At 63.8% G+C, this 19,587-nt stretch carries 19 protein-coding genes and 1 riboswitch; of the genes, 13 read left to right on the top strand and 6 right to left on the bottom strand.

Annotation, left to right across the window (positions count from 1 at the left end):
- Position 1 precedes the first annotated feature (1 nt).
- Genes R4P65_RS21990 through R4P65_RS21980 form a run of 3 tightly spaced genes read left to right on the top strand, consistent with a single transcriptional unit; the run spans position 2 to position 3,332 of the window.
- Positions 2-1,372, top strand: coding sequence for an NtaA/DmoA family FMN-dependent monooxygenase (locus tag R4P65_RS21990; protein WP_317828103.1), 1,371 nt, complete (start codon positions 2-4; stop codon positions 1,370-1,372).
- Positions 1,369-2,193 (top strand): DUF1684 domain-containing protein, encoded by an 825-nt coding sequence (locus R4P65_RS21985; protein ID WP_230816270.1) that lies wholly within the window; start codon positions 1,369-1,371, stop codon positions 2,191-2,193. The genes R4P65_RS21990 and R4P65_RS21985 overlap by 4 nt, the downstream gene beginning before the upstream one ends.
- On the top strand, positions 2,190-3,332 hold the full coding sequence (locus tag R4P65_RS21980) for an LLM class flavin-dependent oxidoreductase (RefSeq protein ID WP_317828102.1): 1,143 nt from the start codon (positions 2,190-2,192) through the stop codon (positions 3,330-3,332). Before R4P65_RS21985 ends, R4P65_RS21980 begins: the two co-directional genes overlap by 4 nt.
- A gap of 39 nt (positions 3,333-3,371) precedes the next feature.
- Here R4P65_RS21980 and R4P65_RS21975 read toward each other — a convergent pair whose 3' ends face one another.
- The gene (locus R4P65_RS21975; protein ID WP_230816268.1) at positions 3,372-4,313 is read right to left on the bottom strand and encodes an alpha/beta hydrolase; all 942 of its coding nucleotides are present in this window, start codon (positions 4,311-4,313) and stop codon (positions 3,372-3,374) included.
- A 115-nt stretch (positions 4,314-4,428) separates the two neighbouring features.
- On the opposite strand from R4P65_RS21975, the gene R4P65_RS21970 reads away from it, so the two are divergent.
- The 6 genes from R4P65_RS21970 (at position 4,429) to R4P65_RS21945 (ending at position 10,533) form a co-directional block, all read left to right on the top strand.
- Positions 4,429-5,178 carry a hypothetical protein gene (locus R4P65_RS21970; protein WP_317828101.1) on the top strand — a complete coding sequence of 250 codons (750 nt, stop codon included), beginning with the start codon at positions 4,429-4,431 and terminating at the stop codon, positions 5,176-5,178.
- Positions 5,178-5,651, top strand: a complete 474-nt coding sequence (locus tag R4P65_RS21965; RefSeq protein ID WP_230816266.1) for an RDD family protein — start codon at positions 5,178-5,180, stop codon at positions 5,649-5,651. Before R4P65_RS21970 ends, R4P65_RS21965 begins: the two co-directional genes overlap by 1 nt.
- Entirely contained in the window at positions 5,648-5,995 is a 348-nt protein-coding gene (locus R4P65_RS21960) for a YidH family protein (RefSeq protein ID WP_230816265.1), read from the top strand. The genes R4P65_RS21965 and R4P65_RS21960 overlap by 4 nt, the downstream gene beginning before the upstream one ends.
- Before the next feature lie 95 nt (positions 5,996-6,090).
- Positions 6,091-7,104, top strand: a complete 1,014-nt coding sequence (fgd, locus tag R4P65_RS21955) for a glucose-6-phosphate dehydrogenase (coenzyme-F420) (RefSeq protein ID WP_003944371.1) — start codon at positions 6,091-6,093, stop codon at positions 7,102-7,104.
- A 148-nt stretch (positions 7,105-7,252) separates the two neighbouring features.
- Entirely contained in the window at positions 7,253-9,331 is a 2,079-nt protein-coding gene (pta, locus tag R4P65_RS21950) for a phosphate acetyltransferase (RefSeq protein WP_230816264.1), read from the top strand.
- Between the two features lie 2 nt (positions 9,332-9,333).
- Positions 9,334-10,533 carry an acetate kinase gene (locus R4P65_RS21945; protein ID WP_230816263.1) on the top strand — a complete coding sequence of 400 codons (1,200 nt, stop codon included), beginning with the start codon at positions 9,334-9,336 and terminating at the stop codon, positions 10,531-10,533.
- 13 nt (positions 10,534-10,546) lie between these two features.
- Here the strand turns inward: R4P65_RS21945 and R4P65_RS21940 are convergent, their stop codons facing one another.
- Genes R4P65_RS21940 through R4P65_RS21930 form a run of 3 tightly spaced genes read right to left on the bottom strand, consistent with a single transcriptional unit; the run spans position 10,547 to position 15,244 of the window.
- Positions 10,547-12,874: a serine/threonine-protein kinase gene (locus tag R4P65_RS21940; RefSeq protein WP_317828100.1), complete on the bottom strand. Its 2,328-nt coding sequence runs from the start codon at positions 12,872-12,874 to the stop codon at positions 10,547-10,549.
- A gap of 7 nt (positions 12,875-12,881) precedes the next feature.
- On the bottom strand, positions 12,882-13,886 hold the full coding sequence (locus R4P65_RS21935) for a glutamate ABC transporter substrate-binding protein (RefSeq protein ID WP_230816261.1): 1,005 nt from the start codon (positions 13,884-13,886) through the stop codon (positions 12,882-12,884).
- Positions 13,883-15,244, bottom strand: coding sequence for a hypothetical protein (locus tag R4P65_RS21930; RefSeq protein WP_317828099.1), 1,362 nt, complete (start codon positions 15,242-15,244; stop codon positions 13,883-13,885). The genes R4P65_RS21935 and R4P65_RS21930 overlap by 4 nt, the downstream gene beginning before the upstream one ends.
- Positions 15,245-15,405: 161 nt before the next feature.
- On the opposite strand from R4P65_RS21930, the gene R4P65_RS21925 reads away from it, so the two are divergent.
- Positions 15,406-16,002 carry an NUDIX hydrolase gene (locus tag R4P65_RS21925; protein WP_317828098.1) on the top strand — a complete coding sequence of 199 codons (597 nt, stop codon included), beginning with the start codon at positions 15,406-15,408 and terminating at the stop codon, positions 16,000-16,002.
- Between the two features lie 95 nt (positions 16,003-16,097).
- On the opposite strand, the gene R4P65_RS21920 is transcribed toward R4P65_RS21925, so the two are convergent.
- The gene (locus R4P65_RS21920; RefSeq protein ID WP_003944354.1) at positions 16,098-16,229 is read right to left on the bottom strand and encodes a hypothetical protein; all 132 of its coding nucleotides are present in this window, start codon (positions 16,227-16,229) and stop codon (positions 16,098-16,100) included.
- A 248-nt stretch (positions 16,230-16,477) separates the two neighbouring features.
- Entirely contained in the window at positions 16,478-17,173 is a 696-nt protein-coding gene (gene thiE / locus R4P65_RS21915; protein ID WP_317828097.1) for a thiamine phosphate synthase, read from the bottom strand.
- A 26-nt stretch (positions 17,174-17,199) separates the two neighbouring features.
- Positions 17,200-17,346: riboswitch (TPP riboswitch) on the top strand.
- On the opposite strand from thiE, the gene thiO reads away from it, so the two are divergent.
- The 3 genes from thiO to R4P65_RS21900 all read left to right on the top strand — a co-directional run bounded on the left by thiO (position 17,346) and on the right by R4P65_RS21900 (position 19,382).
- Positions 17,346-18,425: a glycine oxidase ThiO gene (thiO, locus tag R4P65_RS21910; protein ID WP_317828096.1), complete on the top strand. Its 1,080-nt coding sequence runs from the start codon at positions 17,346-17,348 to the stop codon at positions 18,423-18,425. It overlaps the preceding riboswitch by 1 nt.
- Positions 18,422-18,637 (top strand): sulfur carrier protein ThiS, encoded by a 216-nt coding sequence (gene thiS / locus R4P65_RS21905; RefSeq protein WP_003944402.1) that lies wholly within the window; start codon positions 18,422-18,424, stop codon positions 18,635-18,637. The genes thiO and thiS overlap by 4 nt, the downstream gene beginning before the upstream one ends.
- Positions 18,630-19,382, top strand: coding sequence for a thiazole synthase (locus tag R4P65_RS21900; RefSeq protein WP_317828095.1), 753 nt, complete (start codon positions 18,630-18,632; stop codon positions 19,380-19,382). Before thiS ends, R4P65_RS21900 begins: the two co-directional genes overlap by 8 nt.
- Positions 19,383-19,587: the final 205 nt, after the last annotated feature.

Raw genomic sequence — 19,587 nt, 5'->3', positions numbered from 1 at the left:
GATGACACAGAACAGGATTCGCAAGCAGGTTCATCTGGGCGCTCACTTTCCCGGCGTGAACAACACCACGGTGTGGACCGATCCGGCGTCCAAGAGTCAGATCGAGTTCAGCTCGTTCGAGCATCTCGCACGCAGTGCCGAACGCGGATTGTTCGACTTCTTCTTCCTCGCAGAGGGTTTGCGCCTACGCGAGCATCAGGGCAAAATTCACGACCTCGACGTGGTCGGTCGCCCGGACACCTTCAGTATTCTCAATGCGGTTGCCGGTGTGACAACGCATCTCGGCCTGGCCGGGACGATCAACACGACGTTCAACGAACCGTACGAGTTGGCCAAGCAGTTCTCGACGCTCGATCATCTCTCCGACGGCCGCGCCGCCTGGAACCTGGTCACCTCCTCGGACGCCTTCACCGGCGAGAACTTCCGCCGCGGCGGGTATCTGGAGCATTCCGAGCGGTATGCACGCGCCAACGAGTTGGTCGACGCAGTACGGACGCTGTGGGACAGTTGGAGCATCGACCGTCCGATCGTCGACCGGGAGCGCGGTGTTTTCGCCACCGACCAGCAGGTCGGCCAGTTCCAACACTCCGGTAAACAGTTCGACATCTCCGGACGCTTCGAAGTACCACGGAGTCCGCAGGGGCATCCAGTTCTGTTGCAGGCAGGTGACTCCGACGAAGGACGCGAGTTCGGCGCGGCCAAGGCAGACGCCATCTTCACCGGGCACGGAACCCTCGAAGCGGGCAAGGCCTTCTACGCCGACGTGAAGGGGCGCCTGGCCAAGTACGGACGTACACACGCAGACCTCAAGATTCTCCCCGCCGCCACCTTTGTCCTCGGTGACAACGCAGCGGACGCACAGGAGAAGGCGTATCACATCCGGCGGCAGCAGGTGGGGCCCCAGACTGCCATCGCTTTTCTCGAACAGGTGTGGGGCAGAGACCTTTCGCAGTACGACGCCGACGGCCCCTTGCCGAAGGAAGATCCGTCGGACGACGTCAACATCACTCGCGGACGCGTCCGGCACGTCAAGGATCCGCGAGCGGTTGCCGATCAGTGGCGTGCGAAGGCGGAGGCCGAAAACCTCAGCATCCGTGAACTCATCATCGAAGTGACTGCCCGCCAACAGTTCGTGGGTAGTGCCGCCGAGGTGGCTGCCGAGATCGACAGCTACGTCCAGGGCGACGCGAGCGACGGATTCATCCTCGTTCCCCACCTCACCCCCGGTGGCCTCGACGAGTTCATCGACACGGTTGTACCGGAACTGCAGGACCGCGGCAGTTTCCGCACCGAATACTCAGGAACCACCCTGCGCAGCCATCTCGGGCTGCGCCACCCGCACGAGCAGGCTGAAGGAGTCCGCGCATCATGACCGTTACCGACACGTCCACCAGCACCTTCACCGGCGATTGGAATGTTTGGCATGCCTCGCGCGACGCCACCTTCAGCGAGCCACTCGGCTGGCTGAGCCTGACTGCGTTGCACTGGCTGGTGGACACCGATTCCACCTTCGCGGATCTGCCGGGTGCATGGCGCGCCGACGCGAATGCCGTTGTCGTCACCGCGACACCGGCTGACGACCTCTCGATCGACGGCGTCGCAGTGGACGGTTCAGCCACTCTGAATCCGATCGAGGGTGCGCCGGGACTGATCGTCAAGCAAGGTGCACGGCTGGTCGAGGTCATCCGCCGCACCGGCGAGGTGGCACTGCGTATTCATGATTCGTCGGCCCCGGCATTGGCGCAGTTCAGTGGTATTCCGACCTTCGAGCCGAATCCGCAGTGGCGCATCGACGGTGTCTTCACTGCTTTCGAGGAGGCTCGCACGGTCACGACGGGCGCGGTCGTCGATCGCCTCGAGCATCATCACGACGCCAGGGGAACCATCGGCTTCGAACACGGCGGTGAAACGCACACGCTGATTGCGTTCGCGGGCAAGGACAACGGCTTTCACATCCTGTTCACCGATGCGACCAGTGGTGTGTCCACCTACCCGGCCGCACGCTCGCTGCACGTGAGCGCACCGGAGCCCGGTGGCGCGGTAGTCCTCGATTTCAATCGGGCGTCGAACCTGCCCTGCGCCTTCACCGATTACGCGACGTGCCCCGTGGCCCCCGCCGAGAATCGCCTGACATTCGCGGTGGAAGCCGGCGAGAAGACACCCGACACCGGCTCCGGAAGCGCACCGAGGTGAGCGCGCCGCTGTCCGTACTCGACCTCTCGCCGATCAGTGAGGGCGGAACCGCCCGCCAGGCTCTGCGGAATTCGCTGGATCTGGCGCGCTCTGCCGAGGCCTGGGGATACAAGAGGTTCTGGGTCGCCGAACACCATTTCGTCGGGGTCGCCTCGTCGTCACCGGCAGTGCTTGTCGGGCTGATCGCAGCCGCCACCAACATCATTCGCGTCGGCTCGGCCGCCGTGCTGCTGGGGAACAACACGGCAGCACAGGTGGTGGAAGCCTTCGGCACCGTCGAAGCCTTGTATCCGGGTCGAATCGATCTGGGTATCGGGCGTAGTGGTCAGCGTCGGGTGGAGGCGCTTCGTGCCGTCGCTGCCGGAACGACTGCCCCCGCAGAATCGAAACGGGAGAACGTCGTACGTGAGGGCGTGGTGATCCCGGCGCCCTTCGATCCGACCGGGCTTCTCACATCACCCCGGTTGCAGGCGTCGTTCGAGGCGCTGGCGTTTCCGGGAGCGCAGGCGCCCGATTTCGATCAGCAGGTCGACGACATACTTTCGCTCCTGAACGGCACTCACCGCACCCGTGACGGCATCGAATTGCACGCCAGTCCCGGCGAGGATGCCGACGTCGAATTGTGGGTGTTCGGAAGCAGTGCAGGCCCCAGCGCCGAGCTGGCCGGACGGCTCGGATTGCCGTTCGGTGCGAATTATCATGTGGCGCCGTCGAGTACGCTCGATGCCGTCGAGGCATACCGTGCGGCATTCCGGCCGTCGGCAGTTCTCTCCGAGCCGTACGTCGTCGTGTCCGCGGATGTTGTTGCTGCGGAAGACGATGCGACGGCGAGAGAGTTGGCGTCGACGTTCGGGCACTGGACACACAGCATCCGCAGCGGGCACGGAGCAATACCGTATCCCGATCCGGCGACGGCGCTCCCACTTTCCGATGCCGACAAAGCGGTGGTGGAGGATCGGCTGATCACGCAGTTCGTTGGTTCACCTACCACCGTCGCCGACAGGCTCGACAGTTTGCAGAAGCTCACCGGGGCGGACGAATTGGTGATCACCGGGGTGACCTATCGGCACGAGGATCGCCTGCGCTCGTACGAACTGCTCGCCAAGGAATGGGGACTGCCCGCGCTGTTGGCAGCATGAGCTTGCCGCGCTTTGCGGCGAAGATCAGGGCGCGAAAGCTCACGCTCCGATAGCATCGGCGATCATCGGCCACGACGCACGCATATCAGCTTCGAAGAGTCCCCAGGTGTGGGTGCCCTCGGGGCGGAAGCTGAACGTCGCGGGTATGCCGAGCTGACCGAATCGACCCTGCAACGCGGCAGTGCACATGTTGGTGATGCCTTCGAGCACAGCGCCGGGAACGACCCCGGCAGCCATCGCCAGTGAGTTGATTCCGTCGACCGGGCCGGGAAGTCCGTTGCCGGTCGAGATGAACAGTGCTGTACCGCGCAGTTTCTCGGCGTTGATCAGCGGGTCGTGCGCAGCCCACTGCGGGCTACCCCACGGCCCCCACATATTGCCTGCGTTACCGCCGCCGAGTATCTCGACCATCGAACGCACCGCTGCCTGACCGAGCGGGTCGCCGGCGCGCGGGCAGCCGCTGTACGAGCCGACGGCGCGGTAGGTGCCGGGCGACTGGATCGCGAGGTCCAGGACCGGTCCACCGGCCATCGACACACCACCGAGCGCGTTGACGCCGGTCGTGTTGTACCGAGCGTTGACTGCAGCCGGTAGTTCCTTGGTGAGGTACGTCTGCCATTTGTTCCGCCCGAGTACCGGATCGTCGGCGTTCCAGTCGGTGTACATGCTGAACTTGCCGCCGACCGGCATGACCACGTTGACGTGCTTGTCGTCGAAGAAGTCACGGACTCCGGTGTTGTTGAACCACGAGATCCCGTCTTCACCGCCGCCGACGCCGGTCAACAGATAGAACGTCGGGGCAGCGCCGCCGCCGGCCGGGGAAATCACGTCGTTGGCGATCCAACGGTCCATCGAGGGGGAGTAGACGTCGATGCGACTGACCACGGAATCCGCGCTCGCCGTCGGCGCAGTGAGGCCGAGAAAGCCGGCAGCCATGGCCACCGCCATCGTCAGCCGAACCGTGAAACGACGTGTTTTCATATTTCCCCCCAGGCGCAAGCCGGACAGCGTATTTGTGCCTTCCAACAGTGGCACAATGCGAAGAAGAGTGACGAATGTCCGGGTAACGGTCCGATAAGAAGATGGAGACAATTGCGTGGGATCGCAGTCGCACCACCCCGAATCCGACGTGATTCGGCTGGCCTTCGGGCTTGCTGCGATCACGGCCGGTGCGGCGCGCAGAACCGCTGGTCTCGCCCTTGATTCGGTGCAGCGGATCCCCGTAGTCGGTGGCACTCTCGACGACGCGATCACCCAGGTCACCACCCGTGGCGCCGAAGCGATTCGCTCGACCGCGGAGTTCGCCGACTCCACCTTGCGGACGGTGATCAAAGCTGTCGTCGATGCTGCTCTGGCCGAAGTCGACATCACGAAAATCGTCGTAGACCACGTCGACATCGACAGAATCGCCGAAAACATCGACGTGGACAAGATTGCCGAGCGGGTCTCGCTCGAACCGATCATCGACCGGGTCGACGTGGACGAGATCGCAAGTCGCCTCGACGTCAAAGCGGTGATCGATCGCCTCGACCTCGACGGGATAGTCGACACGGTCGACCTCGAACGCCAGGTCAACCGCATCGACCTCGTCAAGATTGCCGACCAGGTCATCGAGGGCGTCGACCTCCCACAGATGATTCGTGAATCGACCGGCTCACTCTCCACGGAAGCCGTGCACGGAGCGCGGGTGCAGGGCATGCAGGCGGACGACGCTGTCGCAGGCTTCGTCGGGCGACTCTTCGGCCGCGACAACGCAGCGTCACCAGAAAAGCCGTCACCAGAAAAGCCGTCATCAGAAAAGCCGTCACCAGAGGCCGATCCGAAGACGAACGCAGGCGAACGCTAGTGGCCCAGGAGAGTTCCGGCCCGGCCGGCATCGTCACCCGTGGACTCGCCGGACTGATCGACCTGGGCGTCGTCCTGCTCCTGATGGGTTCCGTGTACGTAGGCTTCGCCTTCGTCCGACTGCTCTTCTCTCCGCAGAGTTTCACGTTCTCGGAACCGGGAATCTTTCTGTCCACGACGGCATTTCTCGGTGTCTCGGTGGCTTATCTGACTGCCTGCTGGGCGACCACCGGTCGGACCGTCGGCTCCCTGGTGATGGGGCTGCGGGTGATCACGTCCGGGCATCACCTCGTGCGCTGGCCGTTGGCGTTCGTCCGCGCGGTGCTCTGCGTACTCTTCGCCTTCGGGTTGTTGTGGTCGGCGGTCGATCGACGACGACGTTCGCTGCAGGACATCGTCCTGCGCACCGAGGTCGTCTACGACTGGCGTCAGGACCCGGATCTGGTGGCACCGCACGGAGGCGAGCACGCATGAGCGAACCCAACCGCCCGGACGAACGCTTCACTCTCGCCAGTGAGCGCACCTTCCTCGCCTGGATGCGAAGCTCACTTGCCTTGCTGGCGGGCGGCATCGCCGTCGTCCAGTTGGTGCCGGAGTGGAGCACAGGGTGGGTCCGCACGGCGCTCGGTCTGATCTTGATCGCACTCTCGGCGGCAGCTGCACTGGTAGGTATGCGACGCTGGCTACAGGTGAAGAAGGCGCTCGAGGACGGAGCCGCGATGCCAGAACCGCACGCACTGTGGCTGTTTGCCCTGGCATTGGCGGGGGTTGCCGTGGCAGCCGGTATCGCGACAGTGGTCACCAGCCTTGCTCGCTGAGATACGCAGAGAAGTCCTTGCGATGTCTGGATAGTCTGCAAAGAACGAGAAGCATGTCAGAGAAGTAAACGAAACAGACGACAAGGGAGTGCACGGTGGCGCAGGAACTCAAGCTCGGATACAAGGCTTCGGCTGAGCAATTCGGCCCTCGCGAACTGGTAGAGCTGGCAGTTCTGGCCGAGCAGCACGGCATGGATTCCGTTGCCGTGAGCGATCATTTCCAGCCGTGGCGCCACAACGGTGGACACGCGCCGTTCTCGCTCGCCTGGATGACGGCCGTCGGTGAGCGCACCGAGCGTGTGCAGATCGGCACGTCCGTGATGACGCCGACGTTCCGATACAACCCGGCGGTCATCGCTCAGGCGTTCGCGACGATGGGATGTCTCTACCCGGGACGCATCATGCTCGGCGTCGGCAGCGGCGAGGCTCTCAACGAGATCGCGACCGGTTTCCAGGGCGAGTGGCCCGAGTTCAAGGAACGGTTCGCGCGGCTGCGCGAGTCCGTGCGGTTGATGCGTGAGCTGTGGCTCGGCGATCGCGTCGACTTCGAAGGCGAATACTTCACCACTCGCGGCGCCTCGATCTACGACGTTCCCGAGGGCGGGATTCCCGTGTACATCGCGGCCGGTGGACCGGTTGTCGCTCGGTACGCGGGACGGGCCGGCGACGGCTTCATCTGCACCTCGGGCAAGGGCATGGAGCTCTACACCGAGAAGCTGCTTCCGGCGGTCGCCGAGGGCGCAGCCAAGGCCGAGCGCGACGTCGCAGACATCGACAAGATGATCGAGATCAAGATCAGCTACGACACCGACCCGGAGGCTGCGCTCGAGAACACGCGCTTCTGGGCGCCGCTGTCCCTGACACCGGAGCAGAAGCACAGCATCGAAGATCCGATCGAAATGGAAGCTGCTGCCGACGCTCTGCCCATCGAGCAGGTGGCCAAGCGCTGGATCGTCGCTTCCGATCCCGACGACGCTGTCGAGCAGGTCAAGGCTTACGTCGACGCCGGCCTGAACCACCTGGTGTTCCATGCACCGGGCCATGATCAGCGCCGGTTCCTCGAACTGTTCGAGCGCGACCTGGCGCCGCGGCTCCGCGCACTGGGCTGACTTGACCCAGAAGCTGATCACGGTGCCTGCCACTCGACGTGTGGCAGGCACCGTTCGTCTTTCTCGTAGTTGCCGGTTATCGGCACAAGCGTGAGCGTGGCCACGATCAGTGGCAAGGTGGGCGGCGGCCCACACTAGGCTGTTGGGCATGCCAGAAGCGCCCGCTGCCGTGTCGAGTGTCTACGTCGCCTCTCCTGAAGGTGACACCGGAAAATCCACCATCGCGCTGGGCGTGCTGCAGATGCTGTGCGCCACCGTCGCCCGGGTCGGTGTCTTCCGCCCGATCGCCCGCTCGACCGAGGAAACCGACTACATCCTCGAACTCCTGCTAGAGCACACCACTGCCGATCTCTCCTACGCCGACGCACTCGGCGTCACCTACGAGCAGGTTCACGCCGACCCCGAAGCCGCGCTGGCCGACATCGTCGCGAGGTACCACACCGTGGCAGAGCAGTGCGACGCTGTCGTGATCATCGGCAGTGACTACACCGACGTCGCAAGCCCCAGCGAACTGAGCTTCAACGCCCGCATCGCCGTGAACCTCGGAGCGCCGGTCCTGTTGGCGGTTCGAGGCGCTCGGCGCAGCGTCGAGGAGGTTGCTCAGCTCGCGCACCTGTGCGCCGCCGAGTTGGCCGCCAACCACGCCCATCTGCTCGCCGTCGTCGCCAATCGTTGCGATCCGGACAAGCTCGACGAGGTCACCGCAGCCCTGTCCGACATCGGTGTTCCGACGTGGAGCCTGCCGGAGATTCCGTTGCTCGTCTCGCCCACGATGGCGGAGTTGATGGAGGCCACCGGCGGCGAGTTGTATTCGGGTGACCCGGAACTGCTGCACCGCGAGGCACTGAAGGTGATGGTGGGCGGCATGACCGCCGAGCACATCCTCGAGCGTCTGGTCGAAGGCATGGTCGTGATCGCACCGGGCGATCGCTCTGACGTGCTGCTCGCGTTGCTCAATGCGCATGAGGCGGAGGGATTTCCGTCGCTGGCGGGCATCATCATGAACGGCGGGATCACGCCGCACCCGGCTATCGCGGCGTTGATGGCCGGCCTCAAACAGCGTCTTCCGATCCTCACCACAACCCTCGGAACTTTCGACACCGCAAGCGCCGCAGCCCAAACCCGCGGACGTGTGGCAGTCGGTTCGCAGCGAAAAGTCGACACCGCCCTGAGCTTGATGGAACAGCGCGTCGACGCCGACGTCCTGATGGACCGACTGGCACTGCCGATTCCGTCGGTCGTGACCCCACAGATGTTCGAGTACAAGCTGATCGACCGTGCTCGACGCGACCGCAAGCACATCGTCCTGCCGGAGGGTGACGACGACCGGATCCTGCGCGCCGCCGGTCGACTGCTGCAACGCCAGGTTGCCGACCTGACGATCCTCGGTGACGAACCGAGTGTGCGTCGACGCGCAGCGGAACTCGGCGTGGACATCAGTGGCGCACAGGTACTCGCACCGGCGCAGTCCGAGTACACCGAGCGCTTCGCACAGGAATACACCGCGCTGCGTGCACACAAGGGCATGACCATCGAGCGAGCCCGCGAGGTGATCGCCGACATCTCGTACTTCGGAACGATGATGGTGCACTTGGGTATTGCCGACGGCATGGTCTCCGGTGCCGCCCACACCACCGCTCACACGATCCGGCCCTCGTTCGAGATCATCAAGACGGCCCCCGGCGTCTCGACGGTTTCGAGCATCTTCCTGATGTGCCTGGCCGACCGCGTTCTCTCCTACGGTGACTGCGCCGTGGTTCCGGACCCGACGTCGGAGCAGTTGGCGGACATCGCGATCTCGTCCGCACAGACGGCGTCGCAGTTCGGGATCGATCCGCGCATCGCTATGCTCTCGTACTCCACCGGCGATTCGGGCAGTGGAGCCGACGTCGACAAGGTTCGTACCGCAACCGCTTTGGTGCGCGAGCGCCGACCAGACCTGTTGGTGGAAGGGCCCATTCAGTACGACGCCGCCGTCGAGCAGAGTGTCGCCGACAAGAAGATGCCGGATTCGCTGGTGGCAGGCAAGGCCACGGTGTTCGTGTTTCCGGACCTGAACACCGGCAACAACACCTACAAGGCAGTGCAGCGCAGCGCCGGCGCTATCGCCGTCGGCCCGGTTCTGCAGGGACTGAACAAGCCGGTCAACGACCTCTCGCGCGGTGCGTTGGTCCAAGACATCGTCAATACCGTGGCTATCACGGCAATTCAGGCACAGGGAGCGTAAGAGTGAGCGACGGCACCGTACTGGTCATCAATTCCGGCTCGTCATCCATCAAATTTCAACTTGTGCACCCGGATACGGCGGAATCGGTGGCGCACGGTCTCATCGAACGCATCGGCGAACCCGACGGCCACATCGTCTACAACCACCGCACCGGAGTCGAAGATAGAAGCCTTCTCATCGGCGATCACCGCGCGGGCCTGAAGATGGTGCTCGACATCGTCGCCGAGGTCGGACGGCCGCTGAGCGAGGCCGGAATCATCGCAGTCGGTCACCGCGTCGTACACGGTGGTGACATCTTCTATTCGCCGACGCTCATCGACGACGGCGTCGTGAAAGCCATCGCGGATCTGTCGAACCTTGCACCGCTGCACAATCCGGCCAACGTGATCGGTATCGAGGTGGCGCGCGAAGAACTGCCGGACGTTCCGCACGTCGCCGTGTTCGACACCGCGTTCTTCCATACGTTGCCTGCCGCAGCGTCCACGTACGCGATAGATCGGGACGTGGCCAAGGCCAACCAGATTCGCCGGTACGGCTTCCACGGGACCTCACACGAATACGTGTCGGGACGAGTCGCGGACTTCCTCGGCAAGGATCCTGCCGAGCTGAATCAGATAGTTCTGCACCTCGGAAACGGCGCTTCGGCCTCGGCGGTCAAGGGCGGCAAGGCTATCGACACCACGATGGGCCTCACCCCGCTCGAGGGTCTTGTCATGGGCACTCGCAGCGGCGACATCGATCCCGGCATCATCTTGCACCTCAACCGCAACTCGGGAATGAAGGTCGACGAGATCGACGACCTCCTCAATCGTCGTTCCGGTTTGAAGGGACTCTCGGGAGTCAACGACTTCCGCGCTCTGCTCGCACTGATCGAGGGCGGCGACGAAGACGCAAAACTCGCGTACGACGTCTACGTACACATGCTCCGCAAGTACATCGGTGCCTTCATCGTTCAACTCGGCGGCGTCGACGTCATCACCTTCACCGGTGGCGTCGGGGAGAACAACATCGACGTGCGACGCGACAGCCTGGCCGGCCTTTCCCGTCTCGGTATCGAGGTCGACCCGGCTCTCAACGAGGCGAAGAGTCGCAACGAGCGTCGTATCTCCGCATCCTCGTCGGCCGTCGAAGTGCTCGTGGTCCCCACGAACGAGGAATTGGCGATCGCCCGCGCGGCAAAGGCTTTGGTGGCCGCGCTGTAAATCTCGGGGCGCGTCAGAAATTGCTGCGGGGACGTACCGCATTTGCCCGGTCGACGAGGGCGTAGCGGTGTGTGCGGGAGGTCGTGGCGCGAGCGAGGGCGCGAAGGCAGGCTTCGGCTCCGGTGCGTAGACCTTGCTCGGTGAAGGGCAGGTCGAGGATGGGTTCGAGTTCGGTGTGCGAGCGGTTGCCGTAGCGAATCCAATCGAGTGCCGTACCCAACACCAGGGTTCGCATCTGCAGACTTCGGCTCTCTTCAGCAGGTAGCGCCCGAACACGACGGGCGGCTTCCCTCAGAGTCGATTCGTCGAGTTCGGCGATCGGAACACCGGACAGCATCGTCAATGCGCTCGACATCCGCGCGACGTTGTAGTGCCGGGAAGACGTGGGGACTTCGTCGAGGGCGGCGATGGCTGCCTTCTTGTTGCCGTGATCGGCGAGTTGGCGAGCGAGCCCGAATGCTGCGCTCACGTAATTCCGTTCGGTCCGCCAGACGGTGCGGTAGTACTTCTCGGAGAAGCGGCACCATTGGTCCGGGTCGTCGCTCTCCCAGTGCTGGAGAATCAGTTCTGCCGTCGCTGCCAACGCCAGCTTGGGTGCCGCCTCGCCTGGCAGCGCGGTGAGGACTGTCTCGAAATGACTGAAAGCAGACTCGAATCGGCCTGATTGCAACGCCGCAAGTCCTCGATACCACTCGATCTTCCAGTGGTCCCCGATGTTCTGTTGGAGTTCACCCAGAACAGTCAGTGCGGTTTTCGGATCGCCGAGATCGAGATGAGCCTTGGCCTCGGCCAGTCGAACCTCGCCCGAGACGGAGGCCGCCGGTGTGCCGGATGTTCGGTCGATGCCGTTCTCACGGGCATGCTTGAGAGCATCGAGAGTCTGAGACGGTTCGCTGTGCACCGCTGCTGCCAGCAACGGCGCGCTGGGATCGGTGGGGTCGACCAACGGAATGGGAAGTGCGTGCGCAACTTCGCGCGGATCGAGAGCAGCGTCGTGGCTGACACCGTCGACGTACACATCGGTTTGCCCGACCAACTCGTCGGTGCCGAAAGACGTTCGCTGCCTGCTGAACACGAGCGAGAGTCCGGGGTTTTCCTGCCCGGTCTGCTCCGCGAGGATTTCTCGCAGAACGCCGGTGAGCTGGCCTGCGATCTCCTCGGCGGACTGGAATCGCTTCTTCGGGTCCGGGTCGGTGGCGCGCAACAGCAGGCGGTGAAAGAACTCGTGGTCTCGCAGCAGTGGCTCGTCCTCGGGTTCGGGGAGGCCGTCGAGATACCTTCCGTGCTTCGAGGGCATGTCTAGAGTGAGAACCGCGAGTGTTCTTCCGACGGTGAAGATGTCGGACGCGATAGTCGGGCCGGTCTCGATGATCTCCGGTGCTTGATAGCCGGCAGTGCCGTACAGGTATCCGTAGTCTTCGATTCCGGACACGGCACCGAGGTCGATCAGCTTCAACTGATCCTCGGTGACCATCACGTTCTCGGGTTTGAGGTCGTTGTACGCCAGGCCGGTGGAATGCAGATAGCTCAGTGCCGGAAGGATTTCCAGAACGTAGCCGATCGCCTGCTCGATCGGCATGTGCTTGCCGTCCGGGAATTCGGCCAGCACCTCGCGCAACGATCGTCCGCCCACGTACTCCATGACGATGTATCCCATGGGTGTGCCGTCCGGGCGCGGATGCTCGACGAAATTGAAGATCTTGACGATGCTGGGGTTGGCGACCTCGGCGAGGAACTGACGCTCGGCCACCGCGACGGCCTGCGCTTCGGAATCACCGAAATGCAAGAGTCCCTTGAGAACAACCCATCTGTCGCTGACATTGCGATCGATCGCGAGGTAGATCCATCCCAGGCCGCCGTGCGCGATCGGTCCCTGGACCTCGTACTGCCCCGATACGAGTTCGCCCTCTTCGAGCAGTGGGCGGAAGTCGAAGGTGGAACCGCACTTGGGGCACGTTCCGTGCTGAGTTGCCTTGGTGCTTGCGCTCTTACGGCCGACCGGTTCGTTGCACTTCCAACAGAACCGTTTGCGTTCGGGGACCGTCGGGTCACTCATCACCGCAGATGCCGGGTCGATCTGCGGGACGGGGGGAACCTCGACCAGACCGCCGCCGAGGCGCAGCTTGCGCCCCGACCGGTTGCGACGGGATCGGGTGGAGCGGCCGGTGGGGGAGGAGGACGCGGACGGCGTGGTTCCCCGCATCTGGGCCGACGTCGGTTCGAGACGCTCGTAGGCGCCGGTGGCTTCGGGTTCGGGACGCTCATAGGCACCGGTGGCTTCGGGCTCAGGTCGTAGGGCTGCCTGGGTGGCGTCGGGCTCGGGGCCGGTCTCTTCGGTCATGTCAGCCTCAATCCCGGTAGACAGCCGGCGGGGGACCGGGTGACGGACCGAGGACACTGAGCCAGCGGTCGTAGATACGGTTCCAGGTTCCGTCGCCCCGGATCCGATCCAGTGTTCCGTTGACGAATCGGACCAGATCGGGGTTGTCCTTGTTGACGCCGATTCCGTAGGGTTCGGCGCCCAGTGATCCGCCGACCATCATCAGGTACGGATCCTGCGAGGCGAGCCCGGCGAGAATCGTGTCGTCGGTGCTGATCGCGTCCACCTGCCCCTGCTGCAGGACGACCAGGCAGTCGGACCACATCGGGACGGTCACGACGGTGGCTTCCGGTTGGAGTTGCTGGATTCGAGTGGCCGACGTCGTTCCGCGGGCAGCGCAGACCCGTTTGCCTGCGAGGTCGTCGATGCCGCGGACGGGTGACCCCTGCAAGACCTGAATTCGTTGTTCAGCGGAGAAGTACTGCGTCGAGAAGTCGACCTTCTCACGCCGGTCACACGTGATGGTCATGGTTTTGACGACCACGTCGACCATCGATTCCTGAAGCGCAGCGATCCGATCGTCCGACGTCAGGATCCGATACTCGATCTTCTCCGGGTCGCCGAGCAGATCACGGGCGATCTCGCGGGCGATGTCCACGTCGAAACCTTCGAGGCGTCCGGTGGCCGGATCGCGAAAGCTCATGAGATTGGAACCGGTGTCCAAGCCCACGATCAGACGCCCGCGCGCTCGGATGGCGTCGAGGCTCGGGGTGGGTGGCCGCGGCGAAGCGTCGGCGGGGGTCGGCCGCAGGCTTGCGGTGAGGTTGGTGCACGAGGCGGCGGTCGTCGGCGTCGGGCTGGGAGCGATCGTGGCTTCGGCGGGTAGCGGCGGTTCCGTGTACGACGTGCCGGCTGAGTTGTTCAGGTCTTCGACTCGTCCCGCACCGCACCCAGCGAGTAGCAGCACGGCCGCCGCAAGAATCGCGATGCGTGCAACCGGGCGCTTCCGCTGTAACCCTGCTGTTCCAGTCACTGGTACTCCCGCAGTCGGGGCCAGAATCCGATGAAGATTCCGGCTACACCGAGAACTGCCAATACAGTCATGCCCGGTGCGGAGGCCGCCAACACACGTGAGGCGTACGAGACGTCGGATCGAAGATTTGTACGCGAATCCACGATTCCCTGCCAGAGTTCGTGATCGAGCCTTCCGTACTCCGCGGCCGAATCCTGTTCTCCGGCGCCGATGGTGATGGCTGCGGCGGACGTGAAGTCTCCGTTTCCGAGACGGTCGTACATGCGCGTGTGCGCAGCCACCCACCGCTGGCGCGAGTCGAGTGCGGCGGTCAGGACTTCGCTGTTCACTCGGGCGCGATCATCGTCTTGCAGGCGCTCGAGGATATCGCGCAGAGCGTCGACCTTGCGGGTGAACGTCACGTTGTCCTCGGCGGTTGAATCTCGTCTCGCCAAGGTGAGAGTTTCGACGGTGCGTGCTTGCTGCGCCATGATTCGTGCTTCGGTCAGTTCGTGCAGTGGCTCGGCGCCCGCGTCGAGAGCGCGCCCGGTGGCCAGTGCGGAGACCAGTCCGACGGTGAGCAGCCACAGTAGCGCTGCCGAGACCGCGAGCGAGGCGAGGATCAACCCGAGATTGAAGCGTCGGCGACTCTTGCGGGAGAAGTACACCTGCACCGCGACCAGCGCGCAGAGGACGAGGACGAATGCCACGATCGGCCACCACGGTGGAGCCTCGAAATCGCGCTGTACCTGGGAAACCAGAGTCTCCTGCGATGCGTGCAGTTGCTGAGCCATCGGCAGCAGCGAGGTTTGCATCAACTGCGAGGCCTCGCTCAAATACGCTGCTCCGACGGGGTTTCCGACACGATTGTTTGCCCGTGCGGTTTCGACCAGCCCGGTGTAGACGGACAGGTCGGTCGAGATGGTGGTCAACGCGCTGTGGCCGGCGAGATCCGTCGAGTCGAGGCCGGCCGATGCCTGCACGATCTCCGCCGACGCCTCACCGATCGACTGCGTGTATCGGTCGCGTACCTCGGCGGGTTCGAGGCCGCCGGAGATGAAGGCAGTGGCCGCGGCGGCGTCTGCCAACGACAGCGCGCTGTAGAGATTCTGGGCGGAGTTGGCGAGAGGTTCGGTCTCGACGAGGAGGAGGTCGAGATTTGCCTGACGGTTCTCGATCGCTGCGGTGGCGAGGAGTCCGGCGATCAGGGTGATCGCGATCAGGATCAGTCCGACGACCGTCAGCCGACCAGGTGTGGACGACATGAATGCCTGGAGTTCGCGCCGCAGAAGTGCCCGCTCGTCCTCCGCCGACACGGACGTGGCCTCGGAGGGCGGCAGCGACCGGGGTTCGATGGACGGGACGACACGGTCGACCATCGGGCACCTCATTTCGCTGTTGTACGCGGGCTACCGAGAAATGATGTCGCCGAGAAATGATTCAGGGCATCTTCGCGAGCATATAAGCATCACCTACACCTGGAGCAGATTGAAACGGTTAGTGTGGGACAACGGCGAGAGCAGGCGGAGCGAGGTAGTCGATGCGTGGTGACGGTGACGGTTGGTCCATCGGGTCGGACGGTACGCGGCATTGGGGTAAACACGGTGCCGCCGGGCTGCTCTTGCGCGCCCCCGATTCGGACGGATCGCCCATGGTCTTGCTGCAGCATCGTGCTGCGTGGAGCCATCAGGGCGGAACGTGGGCACTGCCCGGCGGAGCGCGGGACTCACACGAGAGCACGACGCACGCTGCTGTCCGGGAAGCCCACGAAGAAGCAGGTATCGCCGAGGACGCCGTCCGCGTTCGCGGCGAGGTAGTCACCATGCGCGCCGAGAGCGGGTGGACGTACACCACCGTCGTAGCTGACGCGGCACATCCACTGTCGACGGTTGCCAACGGTGAGAGCACCGAGTTGCGGTGGGTCCGTGAAGCCGATGTCGATTCGCTGCCACTGCATCCGGGATTCGGTTCCTCGTGGCCGGAACTCCGTACTGCGCCGGTTGTGTCGGTAGACGCCGACCCGCACACCGTCCTGCTCGAGGACGGCGGATTCGGATGGTTGTCGGGTAGTTCCACCGAAGACAGTGACCAGAACCTGACTGAGGCGAGTAGGACGGCGAGCAGCACCCAGTCGTAACAACTCGAGTCTTGACAGTTTCGTACACAGCAGAAGGGCCGGACTCCTCAGGAGTCCGGCCCTTCCGTGTTTCGGTCTCCCGACCGAAACGAGGCTCAGCTGAGCGAGTTCAGCGCCGTGATGAAGCTGACCGCGGTGATACCGAGCTTGAGCAGCTCGCTGATCTTGCCGAGGTTCAGGTCTTCGAGCGATTCGGTGCTGAGCGAGCCGGTGTCGAGGGATCCCATTTAGTGCTCCTAGGTTCAGTTAGTAACTGGAGGTAAACTACAACAAACCGAATGGGATGTGACACGCAATCGGAGCAACTGTGATTAAGATCACGTATTCCGACATTTCGGACATTCAATCGCGCCTAGGAACTGGGGGTTTGTTGTCTGATCGGACAACTTCCGTTCATGTTTCGAGTCAGGCGTGCTGACCCGTAACTGTGCGGATTTGTCCCGGCAAACAATTGACGGTCGCCAGTTACCGGTTTTCAGCGTCCAGCGACGGCTGCGGCGAGGCGTTGCGCGGCCGCCTGGGGATCCGACGCTTGCGTGATTGCACGCACGACGACGATGCGAGTGGCACCGGCATCGAGCAGCTCGGGCAGGCGTTCCTCGTCGATGCCGCCGATCGCGAACCAGGGACGTGGCGGTGCGGCGTCGGCAGTCGATCGAACCAGTTCCAGGCCGGAAGCACTTCGATTCGGTTTGGTCGGTGTCGCCCAGACTGGTCCGGTGCAGAAGTAGTCGACGCCCTCTTCGATGGCGGCAAGACTCGCCTGCGCGCGGCTGCTCGTCGAACGGCCGATGACGACGTCTTCGCCGACAAGAGTTCGCGCGTAGGGGACGGGGATGTCGTTCTGGCCGAGGTGGAGGATGTCGGCACCGGAAGCCATTGCGAGATCCGCGCGGTCGTTGACGGCCAACAATGCGCCGTGGCGCCGCGCTGCCGTTGCGAGAATGCCCAGCGCTACCAGTTCGTCTTTGGCCTCGAGCGGGCCGAACTCGCGCTCACCGGCAGAGCCCTTGTCGCGCAATTGGATGATGTCGACTCCGCCGGACAATGCTGCCTCGGCGAACTGCGCGAGGTCGCCTTTCTCGCGGCGCGCGTCGGTGCACAGGTACAGCCGTGCTGCTGCCAGGCGCTCGCGCCGGTCGATGACGTTACTGGGATGTGTGGGGTGCACGGAGCAAACGGTAGCCTCTAGGGAGCAAGGTTCGACACGGGAGTCCTGAAACGTCGTCGTCACTTTTTGTCGTGGCTGCGAGGTTCGTAGGGCTGAGAGGGGATCGCGACCAGATCCCGACCGTCAGACCTGACCCGGATCATGCCGGCGCAGGAAGTGGAGGTGGAGTTTCGTGAATACACACGCTCGTACGGTGTCGGTGGTCGGCGGCGGTGTCATCGGTCTCGCCATAGCGTGGCGCGCAGCCCGCGACGGTTGGTCCGTTCGGTTGTACGACCCGTCCATCGGATCAGGGGCTTCGTGGGTGGCGGGTGGAATGCTTGCACCGCTTTCCGAAGGCTGGCCGGGTGAAGAAACAGCGTTGACGGTTGGTGCAGCGTCCCTGGAACGGTGGCCGGCGTTCGGTGAGGAGCTCAGAAAATTCGGGCAATCGGTCTTCACCGCGGACAGCTCGCTGACGGTTGCGCTCGATGCTGCCGACGCGCAGGACCTGCAGACCATCGCCGAGTGGGTGAGCTCGCAGGGTCACGAACTCGAAATCCTCGGTCGCGCCCGCATCCGTGAACTCGAACCCATGCTCGGCCGCGGAATCAGATCGGGACTCATGGCTGTCGGTGAGTCCGCCGTCGACAACAGACTTCTGCTGGAGGCGTTGCAGAAGGCCTGTGTGGAATCCGGCGTCGAATTGATCGCGCGTGCCGTCAACGACCTCGCCGAACTCGATACCGATCAGATAGTGCTCACCGCCGGCATCGCGTCACCCAAGCTGTGGCCCGGACTGCCGGTGCGGCCGGTCAAGGGTGAGATCCTTCGCCTGCGCAGCAGACCTGGAGTCACCCCGGCGCCCAGCCGCACAATCCGCGGAAGCGTCCACGGACGACCCGCGTATCTCGTCCCGCGCGGCGACGGAATCGTCGTCGGGGCAACACAATACGAGTCCGGTGAAGACACACAGGTCACCATGGCGGGAGTGCGGGACCTGATCAACGACGCCGAGGCACTGATGCCCGCGATCGGCGAATACGAACTCTACGAATGCGCGGCAGGCCTACGTCCGATGACGCCGGACAACCTGCCGTTGATCGGGCGCGTGTCCGATCGTGTTGTCGTCTCCACCGGGCACGGCCGCAACGGCGTTCTACTGACGCCCGTCACCGCCGATGCGACGCTCGCGTTGTTGAACGGCACATCTTTGGTCGAGGTAAAAGGAACCGAACCCGAGCGGTTCGCAGCAGCTAAGGAAAATTCATGAGTGAGCAGGTCCCGATCGGGATCACCGTCAACGGCGAAGATCTCGAGTTCGATCGAGCAGTCACGGTGACCGAACTACTGACGCACCTCGAGTTGCCCAGCAAGGGCATCGCCGTCGCCGTCGACGGTGCACTGTTTCCGCGCGGGCGTTGGGACGAATCCGTCGGACGTGGTTGGGAAATCGAGATCCTCACGGCGGTGCAGGGTGGCTGAGCAGGATCTTCTCACCATTGCGGGCCTTAGTTTCGGTTCCCGGCTCATCACCGGGACGGGCGGCGCCGCCAACCTCGCGGTGCTCGAAGAAGCTCTGGTGGCCTCGGGCACCGAACTGACCACCGTCGCGATGCGGCGAGTCGACGCGGCCGGTGGCACGGGTGTTCTGGACCTGCTTCGTCGCCTCGGAATCGAACCGTTGCCGAACACCGCCGGGTGTCGGGGCGCCGCCGAAGCGGTCCTGACAGCGCAGTTGGCACGCGAAGCGCTCGAGACGAACTGGGTCAAACTCGAAGTCATCGCCGACGAGCGGACACTGCTGCCCGATGCGATCGAACTCGTCTCCGCCGCAGAACAATTGGTGGACGACGGATTCACCGTTCTGCCGTACACGACGGACGATCCGGTGCTGGCGCTTCGCCTCGAAGAGGTTGGTTGCGCTGCGGTCATGCCGCTCGGTTCACCCATCGGCACCGGGCTTGGTATCGCGAATCCGCACAACATCGAGATGATCGTCGAGCGCGCCGGCGTGCCCGTCATCCTCGACGCCGGGATCGGAACGGCCAGCGACGCCACCCTTGCCATGGAGTTGGGCTGCGACGCCGTCCTGCTTGCGACAGCGGTGACGCGGGCCAAGAATCCCGCGCTGATGGCGTCGGCGATGCGTCACGCTGTCGTGGCTGGTTTCGAGGCGCGGCACGCCGGCCGGATCCCCAAGCGATTCTGGGCTCAAGCGTCGTCCTGAGGGACGAGATCCGGGTGATTTCTCGGGGTTCTGCCCGAATTGCCCGGACTCATGTCCTACCTGAGTACCACTCGGAACTAGACCTGTGGCCGATGTGCTGGTCATTGCCGGTAGGGCAGAGTTCTCCTCATGATTGAACTGAGGGGATTGACCAAGGTTTACGGACCGACGAAAGCGGTGGACGATTTGTCGTTCACGGTCAAGC

The sequence above is a fragment of the Rhodococcus sp. IEGM 1318 genome (assembly GCF_033142465.1).
Lineage (GTDB): Bacteria > Actinomycetota > Actinomycetes > Mycobacteriales > Mycobacteriaceae > Rhodococcus_F > Rhodococcus_F qingshengii_B.
This window is presented reverse-complemented; position numbering and strand designations above follow the sequence as displayed.